This is a genomic window from Timonella senegalensis JC301, from assembly GCF_000312125.1.
Lineage (GTDB): Bacteria > Actinomycetota > Actinomycetes > Actinomycetales > Cellulomonadaceae > Timonella > Timonella senegalensis.
Window position 1 is genome coordinate 233280 of the sequence record NZ_HE978644.1, and the last position, 12399, is coordinate 245678.

Genomic DNA, 12399 nt, shown 5'->3' on the forward strand with positions numbered 1-12399 from the left:
CCGCTATCAGGAGCAGGGGAACAACCATCCCGGCTCCGTAGACGGCGAGCATGACACCCGCTGCGACCGTATTGCCCTGAGCTGCCGCCAACGTGAGCACAGCGCCGAGGATGGGACCAGCACAGAAGCCTGCGATTCCGCTAGCCGCTCCCAGTAGGAACGTCTTGACCAAGCCCGTCGTGGACGCTGCCCGGGTGTGCAGGTTAGCGCCAGACGGTAGAAGTCGCGATGGGTCGAAACCGAAGCCCAGTGCTTGAGCAGCGCCCAGCACTATGAGTACGAGTGACGCCACGAGCACGATTGCCTGCCGGTGCACCACAAAGAGCGTCCCCAGAGCGCCGGCTCCGACACCCAAGGGAACCAAGACCACGAGAAGGCCGAGGTAGAAGATAGAGCCGTGCAACAGCAACTTGGGCCCCGTACCTACGGTGGAGGCAAAGAATGCAGGCATGAGCAGCGCTGCACAGGGGCTGAGGAGCGCAAGTGCTCCACCCGCAAATGCTGCAAGCAGTCCGATATCCATGTGAGCTACTTAGCCGCGCTGAGCGCGTTCTGGAAGGCGTTCTCGAATACCTCGCTGGGCTGTGCGCCGACGAGTGGCTGGCCGCCTAGGATGAACACGGGTGTCGAGGTGGCCCCTAGGTCAAACCCGAACTGCTGGTTTGCGGAGATCACTGTGGCGGTGTCCTGTGAAACAAGGTCCGCGGCAAACTTTTCCTCATTCAGTCCCAACTCTCCGGCTAGAGCGATGAGCGATTCCTCACTCAACTCCTGCTCAGATCGGGTCTTTCCGTCAGGCAGCAGTGAATCGTGATACTCCCAGAAGGCGCCCTGTAGTGCTGCTGCGTACGAGGCCTTGGCTGCGCGTTCGGATGCTGGACCAAAGACGTTTACGTCGCGCCACTCGATGCGTAGGTCTCCCGCCTCGACGTGCTCCATCATGAGCGGCAAAGTCTCGCCGCTCCACTTGGCACAGAACGTGCACTGGTAGTCGGAGAACACCACGAGAGTCACGGGTGCGTCAACGGGGCCGGCGGCGAGGAGGTCCTTTTCATCCCGAGTCTCGAACTCGGTGAGGTCAGGGATCTCGGGGTTCTGCACGGCAGTTGGCGCTGAAGAACCGCTTCCGGTGGTGGAGGGTTCAGGCGAGGACCCGCTAGCCGGGGTATCCTTCCCCATCGTCGAAATAATCACGGCGATGAGTGCGGCGGCGACCGCCAGAACAATCACCGGAATCACCCACGATAGCCTCGAGCTTTTTGACGTCCTAGGGCTGTTCGTGGTCTCGCCGGGCATTGCGTTTCTCCTGTACTGTCGCGGGCACGAACATCCACTATCGCAGAGATTGGAGCGTGCGTGATAGTGGAGAAGCGCCACAGGTGGTGAGCTGTGCCGTGATGTACCCAGGCGAAAAGCCCTAGCAATGTCCGCAATTTCATGGGCACGGCGTCGATCGACTTGGTTTTGGTGGAGTGCGAGAGCACAACGATCACCTGGGGAGTACGCACCACAACGAGGGGCGGTCCCAAACCGTTGGTTTGGGACCGCCCCTCGTTGTGTTTGCCGTGCTACACGTGGTTACTCGATCGCGTCACCCTTGAGCCTGCGCATGAGTGCCACTGCCAGTGCGGCCAGTGCCAAGAGCCCAGCGCCGATGAGGATCGGCAGACCGATCGAGCCTGAGTGGCTGAGCTTTTGGGTCATCGAGGCCATGTCCTCGGTGCCGGCCTTGAGCTCTGTGTTTCCGGCCTGCAGGGTGGTCACGCCGTCACGCAGCTGGGTTGAACCGTTCTGGAGCTCACCGGCACCGGTGTCGAGGGCGCCGAGGCCCGTGCTGAGGTCGGAGGCACCTGTGGAGAGTGCAGCCATACCCTCACCGAGCTTCTTGCCGCCGGCGTCGAGCTTGTCAAAGCCCTCGTTCAGCCGCTTGGAGCCGTCTTGGAGCTGGCCCATGCCGTTACGCAGAGCCGCGCTGTTGGAGCTGAGTTCCCTCGCACCGGATGCAAGCTGTGAACCGCCCGCGCGCAGGTCCGATGCACCTGCGGACAGTGTGTTCCCTCCGGCCTTAAGCTCGGCAGCGCCGTTCTTGAGTGCGCCCGCGCCGGCCTGCAGCTGGCCAACACCGGTGGTCAGTTCCGACCCGCCTGCGCTCAACTGTCCGAATCCGGCGGTCAGCTGGCCAGCGCCCGCGGTCAGCTTTCCTGAACCTGCCTTGAGCTTGGTGATGCCTGCGTTGAGCTCGCCCACACCTGCCACTGCGGCCTCGGTTCCAGCCTTGAGGTCGCCGGAGCCCTTGGCTACCGCGCCTGCGCCGTACATGAGGGTCTTTTCGGTTGGGATGGAGCTGCTTCCCACGAAGTTGGCCTTGATGCCGCCAACAACGTAGTTGAGCGTCCCCGCCGCGTCAGCAAGGTTCATCGTGGCGGGGTTTTGGGACCCAGTTGCAGAGAACTGTGACTTGGCGCCCGCGAGGTACGCGAGCGCGGTTCCGAGCGCCTTCTGCTCCTCAGGGCTGAGTGCAGAGGCGTCGATCTTGCCAAGCTCCGCCTGTGCTGCGCCGAGTGCGTCGCTCGTGCCGGTGAGTGCCTTGTTCACGCCGCCGCCAAGTGCCACTGCGGTGTCGAGTGCGTCGTTGACCTTGCCCACGCCGGAGTTTACTGCCGAGGCCGCATCGGCGAGCTGTCCTGCGCCGTTGTCGAGGTCACCCAGACCTTCGGAGAGCTTGTTGCCACCCGCCTTGAGGTCGCTGGCCCCCTTGTCGAGATCGCCGATGCCCGCGGCGAGTTCCGAGAATCCTGCTCCCACCTCGTTGACGCCACCAACGTAGGTGTCCACCCCGCCAGCGACCTTGTTGACGCCGCCCGCTAGCTCAGTTGCACCTGCGCCCAGCTTGTTGGAACCGTTGATGTAGGCGTTGACGCCGTTTGTGGCGGTGTTGATACCCGCGTTGAGCTCTCGCGCGCCAGCGCTGAGGCGGTCCGCGCCGTTGGTGTAATCGCCGACACCCTTAGCTGCGGTATTGATACCCTCTCCGAGCTTCTGCGCGCCCGCGCCGGCCGTGCCCACACCGAGGACGAACTCGTCCACGCCGTCCGCTGCGGTTTCGGCGCCGTCGGCAAGTGTCTTGGCACCGGTCGAAGCCTCGCCCGAGCCTGCCTTTAGTTGGGAAACGCCGTCGTCGAGCTGTCCGATTCCGGCTGCGAGCTTTCCGGATCCGTCGTGGAGAGCACCAGCGCCCTGGTTGATTCGGGTTGCACCGGATGCGATGAGCCCGAGTAGTACAAAGAATGCGATTGCCGTGAGTCCAAAGAGGACCCAAGGCAAGATTGCCGCGAACTTACTTGTCCGCGCGGCAGTAGATGGTGTCGACATAAGTGACCCTCCGAAGTGTGAACCTGCTTCATTGCTGGTTCCGTGGTGCCCCTCAACAACCACGGGGCGGAGCGGGCCTAGCGTATGGAGAAATTTGAGTTCATTGCAAGCGTTAGAACTTCCCGGTTTGCTGCGTGTCGTGGCTCGTCGCAGAAGAATCACCGCGAGTTCTTCCCACTTTGCGGGACTTAAGGTACCTAGTACCTGCGGTTTCGGCTTTTGGCCGTGGGTGGCCGGTAGTCGCGCGGGGCGGGTTTCCTACCTGCTCAAAGAACTATTTTGGGTGTAAAGCTCCCACACTCTGAGACGCATTTCGCACCTGCCTGGATACTTTTTTTCCGTATTTTCGGCGATCGTGCCCACTCCCCAGCATTAGACACTTGCTCATCGGCGGACAGGCCTCGTGCATGCGAAGGCGGGCCACACCTAATAGGTGTGGCCCGCCTTCGCATGCATGTTAGATAGAGCGGCTGCGAACCTTTGGTTCTAGTAGTTAGTGTCCAGGTCCATGAAGCCAGCGCTTCCCGCAGCAATGAGGATAATGAAGAAAACGACCCCAAGGATAAAGAGAATGACGGAGATCCAGCCCAGCACCTTGCCAGGTGTGGCTGGAACTCCAACACGCTCTGCCTTCTTTGCGTAGTGGATAGCCATTGGCCCCAGAATAATGCCGAGCGCGAAGAGTCCCACGAGACCCAAAATCAGTGAAGTTTTAGCGTCGGCCTGGCCCTGGGCTTGTGCGGCGAACTGATCTTGGCCCGCGTAGGTGGGTGATCCGGGGAACTGTGGGCTTCCGTATGCCGGGGCGTTTGTGTATGAGTCCTGCCCTGCGTACTGGTTCTGCCCTTGGAAACCATCGTTGGTTCCGTACTGCGGCGTAGTCGGAGGCTGGGCTCCGTAGGTGTTGGATCCGTTGTCGGGAGCGGGCGTGCCGTATGGGTTGCTTGGGTCGTTATTGCTCATGTCTACCTCTTTGTTAGCGGAGTGCGGAGGTGCAGCTGGCAGCGGGCGGAGACGCGTATGGGCGGCTCGGCTTTACCTTAGTCATGAGTTTCGCACGGTAGGAGCGCTGTTCCAAGCCCTTTGGGCAAATCGCCCTATGGTCGCGCTGGTGCTTCCGCTTCCTCCTCGGATTCTTGCGCCATCTTGAGCGAACTTGCCTCGTCGTTTCGCTTGTTTTGGAGAGCCATGAGGACCAGCTTGTCGAGAGCGTCGAGGACTGTTGTTTCAGAGTTGGACGGTTCATCCTCGGCCATCGCCTGGACTTGCTCATGCAGGCTCTGCATCTTGTAGTCGAGTCGGGTTGCGATCTCGGCTGCGAGTTTGAGTTCGCTCTCGAGCTGCTCAGGTACGGCACCCTGGTACTTGTAGTGGATCTTGTGCTCAAGGCTTGCCCAGAAGTCCATGGCGATCGTGCGGATCTGCACCTCGACCATGACGTCCTTGTGTCCGCTGGAGAGGAAGACAGGGACGGTGACAATCAGGTGGAGGCTCGAGTACCCGTTTTCCTTGGGGTACTTGACGTAGTCCCGCTCGTCCACGAGCGTGATGTCCTTCTGCCCGAGCAGGAGTTCCTTAATCTTGTAGATGTCTTGGACAAAAGAGCAGGTGATGCGGATGCCTGCGATGTCACGGACGTGTACGGCGAGGTCCTCGGGAGTGTAGGAGCAGCCCTTTCGGACGATCTTCTCCACGATGGAGGCCGGGGTCTTGAGTCGCGATGAAACCGACTCGATCGGGTTGTACTCGTGAACGTGCGCGAATTCTTCTCGCAGGATGTTGATCTTGGTGAGGACCTCGTCCATTCCGAACTTGAAGTGCAGGAGGTTTTCCTGAACGTCGCGGCGGAGTTCACGGAGTTGGGTGATCGGTGGCAGGCTCACAGCAGTTCCCTAGGACGAGTATGATTCTCAACCATTATCGCCGAGATAAATGCGGGCACCTAGGACTAAGCGACGAGCGGAATCCGGCATGTTCGTGGCGCACGCGCCGCCCATACTCCAGCGCCGCACCACTTCAGCGCACAAATAAGTATGCGCCGGTGCAATCGCACTGGATGCAGTGGCCAAGCAATCTTCTAGTCAGGACAGTTGTTCGAACTGTCTTGTGAGTCGTCGAAGCATATCCGCCAGGCTGTGCTGGTCAGAGTCTGTGAGGACTTCAAGCACGTGGTGCTCGATCTCGAGCAGCGCGTGAAACGCGGAGTCCACAAGTTCGCGACCGGGGTCTGTGAGTTCAACAAGAACAGCTCGCCGGTCGTCGGGGGACGGGCGTCTAATGACGAGTGCTCGGCCCTCTAACCTGTCTATGCGGTTAGTCATGGTCCCCGAGGTCACCATGGTTTGGGTCACGAGAGCACCGGGGGACAGAGTGTAGGGCTCGCCTGCGCGGCGGAGCGCGGAGAGCACATCGAACTCCCAGGGTTCGAGGTGGTTGGCCGCAAATGCTGCTCGGCGGGACTTGTCGAGGTGGCGGTCGAGTCGGGAGATCCGGGACAGCACGGCCAGTGGTGTGACGTCCAGATCTGGTCGCTCAACCTGCCAGGCCGCGATGATGCGATCGACTTCGTCTTTGATCTCCATGCTGCCACTTTACCTTGACGTCAAGATACTTGACCGCCAACCTAAATGGAGAAGTGAGTGGAGTGTGTCGCATTGCTTGTCCTTGCAATACCCCAGGGGGTATCGTGTGGGTGTGGAACCGATCAAGATTACTAAAGAGAACTTCAGCGCTCAGGTGCCCACCGAGGGCATCGCGATCCTCGACTTCTGGGCTCCCTGGTGCATGCCGTGCAACCAGTTTGCACCAGTATTCGAAGCGGCTGCCAGCCGCCACAGCGATGTTGTGTTTGGCAAGGTCAACACCGATGAGCAGCAGGAGCTTGCTGCGGCTTTCAAGATCCGATCGATTCCCAGTGTCATTGTCTTCCGCGACGGCATCGTGATGTATGAAAAGGCGGGCATCCTCAACGGGCGCACCCTGGACACGCTGCTTGAGTCCATTCGGACAACCAACATGGACGCGGTCAAGGCTGACATCAACGCAGCACTAGCCAAGGATGCATAGCTAGTCTTGTGTACCTCCAAGGCCGGCACGCTCGAGAGAGTCATCCGCGCAGTTGTTGCCCTCATGATCCTCGGGGTTGCGATTGATGAACTCTCGCGGCCGCTACTCGCAATCCCCCTGCTGGTAGCGGTCGGCGTGCTGGCTCGTTCCGTTTTGACGGGAAAGTGCTACATCCCGTTCAGTTCCTCCTGCTCGCCAACCACCGCGCCGCACCAGCAGGATCAGGGCGAGTCAATCGTCGAAAATCCGATGGAGCAGCACGTTAGTGCTGCTGGCCAGAACAAGATTGCCGACGATTCACGTGCCTGATTCAACACCTTCCGCACCAGCAGGGCCGCTGGGCGACGTATTCAATCCCGCCGGTATTCAGCAGATCCTGCCAGAGCAGGTGGGCCTGTTCCGGCAGGTCGGACGAGAGTTGCGAGGCTGGGAGGCCCGCCGCTGGGTCGTTGCCGTGGCAACGGCAATCGGCACCATTCTGTTCGTGGGAATCCCCACCGTTCTGATCCCCAATCCGTGGTTCGGGCGCGAGATCCCTCCTACTGATTGGGCGTGGCCCTCGCTTATCGCGAACGCGGTGCTGGCGGGTCTGGTGGCTGCCACGTATGTGCGCCGCAAGGACGCTGCCGCGCTGGAGGCTAAGGGTGGCAAACTCAGCGTAATCGGTGGGTTCGCTACCTTCTTTGCCGTGGGCTGCCCGGTGTGCAACAAGTTGGTCCTGCTCGCGCTGGGATACTCGGGCGCGATCCAGTTCTTCGAGCCTGTCCAGCCGTACCTCGCCGTGGGCGCCACCCTCCTTCTTGCGTGGGCGTTCGTGGTGCGGGTGCGCAAGGAATACAGCTGCAACTAGTCAGCGTGCGTGGGTGTCAGATCCACCTTGCGCAGCAGCTGGGCGTTGAGTGCGACCACGATGGTGGATAGCGACATCAGGATCGCTCCCACGGACATGGGCATCACAAACCCAACTGGAGCGAGCACGCCGGCGGCAAGGGGAACCGAGATGAGGTTGTACCCAGCTGCCCACCACAGGTTCTGCTTCATCTTGGTGTAGGCGGCCTGGGACAAGGTTGCCACCGAAACCACTGCGCGTGGATCGTCGGAGGCTAGGACAACCCCGGCTGAGCCGATCGCGACGTCCGTTCCCGCGCCAATTGCGATTCCTACATCTGCGGCGGCCAGCGCGGGGGCGTCATTCACGCCGTCGCCCACCATGGCAACCTTCTTGCCCTCCTTTTGAAGCTCCTGGACCTTGGCGGCCTTGTCCTCGGGGCGAACCCCCGCGTACACGCGGTCAATCCCCAAGTCGGCGGCAACCTTGTGGGCTACTGCCTCGGCGTCACCCGTGATCATGACGACCTCGATCCCGCGCTCGTGGAGTGCGGCGACTGCCTCGTGGGACTCGGGCCGCACCTCGTCCGCTAGGCGCAGGGCTCCGATGGGTTGGCCGTTTCGCAGCACGTGCAGGATGATGGCGCCTTCGCCGCGCCACGCCTCAGCGATTCCTAGTTCTTGGGCGTCTTCCTCGCTGAGCAGGTGCGGGCCACCCACGCGAACCTGGTGGCCGTTCACCGATGCCGTGACGCCCACCGCAGGCGACGAGGAGAAGTCGCTGGCGCGGGGGAGAGTCAGGTCCCTGGATTGCGCGTCCCTTACGATCGCTCTGGCCAGCGGGTGTTCAGAATCGGACTCGGCGGCGGCCGCGAGCTCTAGGACCTCGTTCTGCGTGTAGCCGTGTACAGGTTCAATACCCGTGACCGAGGGCTCGCCCACCGTCAGGGTTCCGGTCTTGTCAAAGAGGACTGCGTCAACGGTGCGCATTGACTCCAGCGCCAGGCGGTCCTTGACTAGGATGCCGGCCTTGGCCGCACGCTCCGTGGCAATCGAGACCACAAGAGGAATTGCAAGACCCAGCGCGTGAGGGCACGCGATGACCAGAACCGTAATCGTTCGTATCACCGCGCTGTCGGGCACGCCCGCCACGGTCCAGGCAATCGCGGTAATCACTGCGGCGCCCAGAGCAAACCAGAACAGCCAGCCGGCGGCCCTGTCCGCGAGGCGCTGAGCGTGGGAACTAGAAGCCTGTGCATCGGCCACGAGCTTGGAGATGCCGGCGAGGGTGGTGTCGTCCCCGATCGCCGTGACCTCAACGCGCAGACCCGAGTCTGTGGCCACGGTTCCGGCTACTACCTTGTCTCCACGCTCGCGGCGCACGGACACCGATTCGCCGGTGATCATGGACTCGTCCATGCTTGCGGATCCCTCGGTGATTATTCCGTCGGCGGGGACGGAGGCTCCGGGACGGACAATAACCACGTCCCCAACGCGAAGGTCGGAGGGCGCAACCTCCTCCGTGTCGTCTCCCACGACTCGCTCCGCGGTGTCTGGCAGGAGCGCGGCGAGAGAATCCAGGGCCGACCGAGTCTGGGCAAGCGAGCGCATCTCAATCCAGTGGCCGAGCAGCATAATCACGATGAGGAGCGCGAGCTCCCACCAGAAGTTGAGGTCGTGGTGCAAGATGCCGAGGGTTGCACCCCACGACGCGGTGAACGCGACCGTGATGGCGAGGCTGATGAGAAGCATCATGCCGGGCTTGCGCGACTTGATCTCGTCCAACGCCCCGGTGAGGAACGGGCGACCACCCCAGAAGAACATGACGGTGCCCAGGAGCGGGGAGACCCACTTGACCCAGCCTCCGTGGGGAAGCTCGTACCCAAGGAGCATCGCGAACATGTCGTTGAAGGCGACCACGGGTACGGCAAGCGCAAGCATGATCCAGAAGAGCTGGCGGAACTGGGCCACGTGGCCCTCGTGGCCGCTATGCCCGGCGTGGGCCGAGTGGTCCATACCTTCGTGGCCCTCGTGGCCGCTATGCCCGGCGTGGGCAGAGTGCTCCGTGCCTTGGTGGCCAGCGTGGTCCATTCCAGCGTGGCTCGAGTGGTCAGTGCCCTCCATTCCCTCGCGGGCTTCATGACCACCGTGTCCCTCGTGGGACACGGTCTGGCGCGAACCAGTGTGTGCGGAATGTTCATGTGGGTTACTCATTGTCTCCTCCAGCCTTTCCTACTCCACATATACCCCAGGGGGGTATGCGGTGCAACTGGAAAGAGCGGGGGAGTTATTCCCAGACCGCCCTGCAGAGCCCGAACAAGCAGTGCGAACGCAACCAGAATCGTCGAAATAAAGAGCGGGCGCCCTCCCGTAAGGGAGAGCGCCCGCCTCAATCAGTCAGACTCAATCAGTCAGACTCAATCAGTCAGACTCAATCAGTCAGACCAGAGCGATCTGACTCAGTGCGTGTCCTCAGCCGTGATCTCGGTGCGGTCACCGGACCACTGCGTGTGGAAGGTGCCTTCCTTGTCGATGCGCTTGTAGGTGTGCGCACCAAAGAAGTCGCGCTGGCCCTGGACCAGTGCGGCTGGGAGGCGGTCGGCGCGGACGCCGTCGTAGTAGGCTAGCGAGGACGAGAACGCAGGCGATGGGATACCGGACTCGATGGCCTTGATGGCCACGCGGCGCCAGGCGCCCTCGGCCTTGGTTACGGCGTCCTTGAAGTAAGGAGCTGCAACGAGCAGGACCAGGTCTGGGTCTGCCGCGTACGCCTCGGTGATGCGGTTCAGGAACTGGGCGCGAATGATGCAGCCTGCGCGCCAGATGCGTGCGACCTCACCCTTCTTGATGTCCCAGTTGTACTCCTTGGCGCCCTCGATGATGGCGTCGAAGCCCTGCGAGTAGGCGATGATCTTGGAGGCGTACAGAGCTTGGCGAACGTCCTCGATGAACGCGGCCTTGTCCTCGATTGCGGCAACGCTTGATGGGCCGGGAAGGTCCGTGGCTGCGGCGCGCTGGGCTGGCTTGGAGGAAACTGCGCGGGCAAAGACCGCTTCCGCGATGCCCGAAACCGGAACGCCCAGTCCGAGTGCTGTCTGAACGGTCCACACGCCGGTGCCCTTGGAGCCGGCTGCGTCGAGGATGACATCAACAAGTGGCTTGCCGGTGTCGGCGTCCTTCTGGCGCAGTACCTCTGCGGTGATCTCGATGAGGTAGGACTCGAGCTCGCCCTTGTTCCACTCGGTGAAGACGTCGGCGATTTCTTCAACAGACAGGCCGGCCACGTTGCGCAGCAGGTCGTAGGCCTCAGCGATGAGCTGCATGTCTGCGTACTCAATGCCGTTGTGGATCATCTTGACAAAGTGGCCGGCGCCGTCGGTGCCCACGTGGGTCACGCATGGCTCACCCTCGGCAACCGCCGCGATGGAGGAGAGGATTGGGCCGAGGGTCTTGTACGATTCCTCGGTTCCGCCTGGCATGATCGATGGGCCGTTGAGTGCGCCCTCTTCGCCGCCGGAGATGCCCGCACCCACAAAGTGGATTCCGGTCTCGCGGACGGCTGCTTCGCGGCGGATGGTGTCGGTGAACAGTGCGTTTCCGCCGTCCACAATGATGTCGCCTGGCTCGAAGACCTCGACGAGCTGGTTGATCACGGCGTCAGTTGGGCCGCCGGCCTTGACCATGATGATCGCGGTGCGTGGCTTGGCCAGCGAGTCGGCGAATGACTGCATGGTGTCAGCAACGATGAAGCCTGCTTCTGGGTGCGCCTCGGCAACCGCGTGCGCCTTTTCCGTGGAACGGTTGAAGATCGCTACGGTGTTTCCCTCGCGGCTAGCGAGGTTGCGGGCCAGGTTCGAGCCCATCACGGCCATGCCGACGACGCCAATGTTTGCCTGTGCTTCAGACACAAATGCTCCTTTGAAGTGGTGTGCCGGTACGTTGTTGGACGGCACTCGTATGCGCTAGAGAGTGGTGGGCCGCGTCTCGGTGAGGGACGCGCGCCTGGTGGTTGGCACCCGCATTCTCATTGTCGCCGCCATGCGGCGATGGCACATCTCGGATACAGACACCAGTATAAGTCTGATTTAATCGGTTGTACACGCCAGATTCTCGACGATCTTGGTTCCTTTCCCACTCTCACCTGCGGTTGGTCCGTGTGAACGGCAGGTCGAGATAGCGTGTTCTGGCATTCGCAATAAACTGACGTGACCAAACCAGGGGAGCCCGAGACCGGCTCCCAAACGTGGTGACCAACCCAGGGGAGTCGGCGGACTGGCTCCCATACTTAAGGACGGCTTGGCGTGCCAACACAGCGGCCCCTGACCAGAGCGCTCGGCGAACTCCGCCACCGAATGGCCTACCCACGCGTAGCGTGGCTGTTCCTGATCTTCCTCGCGATCTTTGCCATCACCGCACTGTCCCTCTATGCAGGGCAGTGGATCCTCCGGTTTGCGATCCACGGTATTGGCGCGGGCGCGATTGTCGCCTCCAACGTCACCGGACTGCTGGTGGACCCATGGTCCATCTTGGTGGGAGGTTCGCTCCTGCTCCTTGGCAGTGCGATTGCGATCTTCCAGGTGGCATTCTGGGTTGCCACCGTACATCACGCGGACGACGCGCACACGCTGAGGGAACTCATCGCGTGCGCCTACGAGGGAGCACTTGGGGTTGTCGAACGGTCACGGGCAGCCAAACTCCTGACCATCCTGTATGTGTTCCTCGTCCTGCCCCTCGGCGGCCTCGCAATGGTCCGTTCCGTGGGGGTTGACATTGCCGTCCCCGAGTTCGTGATCTCGGAACTGCTGAAGTTCAACGGCGGCGTCATCGTGTACGGCGCGTTCCTACTCGCCATCACCTGGGTCAATCTCCGCCTGATCCTCACAGTGCCCTACCTGGTTACCTCGGACGTCAGCTTCATGGGAGCGCTCACGCGCAGTTGGAAGCGCATGAAGGTGTGGTCGTTGATCCTGCTCCTGCCCATGCTGTTCCTCCCCGCTCTCCTGAGTCTCCTGGGCAACGGGCTCGTGAACGTGCTCGCCTGGTCTGTAGCTGGTCTCGAAGGATCCAGCAGCGCGGGTGCGCTTGGGCTGGCCGGGCTTCTCCTGGGTGTGGTTCAGATAGCGGCGCTCGCGG

12 protein-coding genes are annotated in these 12399 nt (G+C 61.8%); 4 read left to right on the forward strand and 8 right to left on the reverse strand.

Annotated features, from left to right (window positions below; all coding sequences use genetic code 11):
- The 6 genes from HGSM_RS11765 to HGSM_RS11790 form a co-directional block, all read right to left on the reverse strand.
- Positions 1 to 523 (reverse strand): cytochrome c biogenesis CcdA family protein (locus tag HGSM_RS11765; RefSeq protein ID WP_040595140.1); only part of this gene is annotated, 523 nt, incomplete at its 3' end.
- Positions 524 to 528: 5 nt separating this feature from the next.
- The gene (locus HGSM_RS11770) at positions 529 to 1239 is read right to left on the reverse strand and encodes a DsbA family protein (RefSeq protein ID WP_019148968.1); all 711 of its coding nucleotides are present in this window, start codon (positions 1237 to 1239) and stop codon (positions 529 to 531) included.
- Positions 1240 to 1578: 339 nt separating this feature from the next.
- A complete protein-coding gene (locus HGSM_RS11775; RefSeq protein WP_019148969.1) occupies positions 1579 to 3372 on the reverse strand; it encodes a YhgE/Pip domain-containing protein in 1794 nt (597 codons plus the stop codon).
- A 486-nt stretch (positions 3373 to 3858) separates the two neighbouring features.
- Positions 3859 to 4335 carry a DUF4190 domain-containing protein gene (locus tag HGSM_RS13885; protein WP_019148970.1) on the reverse strand — a complete coding sequence of 159 codons (477 nt, stop codon included), beginning with the start codon at positions 4333 to 4335 and terminating at the stop codon, positions 3859 to 3861.
- Between the two features lie 134 nt (positions 4336 to 4469).
- The gene (locus HGSM_RS11785; RefSeq protein ID WP_019148971.1) at positions 4470 to 5255 is read right to left on the reverse strand and encodes a GTP pyrophosphokinase; all 786 of its coding nucleotides are present in this window, start codon (positions 5253 to 5255) and stop codon (positions 4470 to 4472) included.
- Between the two features lie 198 nt (positions 5256 to 5453).
- Positions 5454 to 5954, reverse strand: a complete 501-nt coding sequence (locus HGSM_RS11790; RefSeq protein WP_019148972.1) for a MarR family winged helix-turn-helix transcriptional regulator — start codon at positions 5952 to 5954, stop codon at positions 5454 to 5456.
- A gap of 112 nt (positions 5955 to 6066) precedes the next feature.
- On the opposite strand from HGSM_RS11790, the gene HGSM_RS11795 reads away from it, so the two are divergent.
- The 3 genes from HGSM_RS11795 to HGSM_RS11805 are packed head-to-tail and all read left to right on the forward strand — an operon-like array spanning position 6067 to position 7288.
- Complete coding sequence (locus HGSM_RS11795; RefSeq protein WP_040595142.1) at positions 6067 to 6438, forward strand: thioredoxin family protein; 372 nt, start codon at positions 6067 to 6069, stop codon at positions 6436 to 6438.
- A 6-nt stretch (positions 6439 to 6444) separates the two neighbouring features.
- Positions 6445 to 6747, forward strand: a complete 303-nt coding sequence (locus tag HGSM_RS11800; protein ID WP_019148974.1) for a YgaP family membrane protein — start codon at positions 6445 to 6447, stop codon at positions 6745 to 6747.
- Positions 6740 to 7288, forward strand: a complete 549-nt coding sequence (locus HGSM_RS11805) for a hypothetical protein (protein WP_019148975.1) — start codon at positions 6740 to 6742, stop codon at positions 7286 to 7288. The genes HGSM_RS11800 and HGSM_RS11805 overlap by 8 nt, the downstream gene beginning before the upstream one ends.
- Here HGSM_RS11805 and HGSM_RS11810 read toward each other — a convergent pair.
- Together HGSM_RS11810 and gndA are read right to left on the reverse strand one after the other, a co-directional pair.
- Positions 7285 to 9480, reverse strand: a complete 2196-nt coding sequence (locus HGSM_RS11810; protein WP_019148976.1) for a heavy metal translocating P-type ATPase — start codon at positions 9478 to 9480, stop codon at positions 7285 to 7287. The genes HGSM_RS11805 and HGSM_RS11810 overlap by 4 nt on opposite strands.
- Before the next feature lie 245 nt (positions 9481 to 9725).
- Complete coding sequence (gndA, locus tag HGSM_RS11815) at positions 9726 to 11174, reverse strand: NADP-dependent phosphogluconate dehydrogenase (protein ID WP_019148977.1); 1449 nt, start codon at positions 11172 to 11174, stop codon at positions 9726 to 9728.
- 393 nt (positions 11175 to 11567) lie between these two features.
- Between gndA and HGSM_RS14660 the strand changes: the two genes are divergently transcribed.
- Positions 11568 to 12399: glycerophosphoryl diester phosphodiesterase membrane domain-containing protein (locus HGSM_RS14660; RefSeq protein ID WP_019148978.1), on the forward strand; the 832-nt coding region annotated here is incomplete at its 3' end.

Excerpts from the sequence above, each read along its gene's own strand:
- HGSM_RS11810 (WP_019148976.1), bottom strand. The coding sequence starts at position 9,480 with ATGAGTAACCCACATGAACATTCCGCACACACTGGTTCGCGCCAGACC.
- HGSM_RS11790 (WP_019148972.1), bottom strand. The coding sequence starts at position 5,954 with ATGGAGATCAAAGACGAAGTCGATCGCATCATCGCGGCCTGGCAGGTT.
- HGSM_RS11775 (WP_019148969.1), bottom strand. The coding sequence starts at position 3,372 with ATGTCGACACCATCTACTGCCGCGCGGACAAGTAAGTTCGCGGCAATC.
- HGSM_RS13885 (WP_019148970.1), bottom strand. The coding sequence starts at position 4,335 with ATGAGCAATAACGACCCAAGCAACCCATACGGCACGCCCGCTCCCGAC.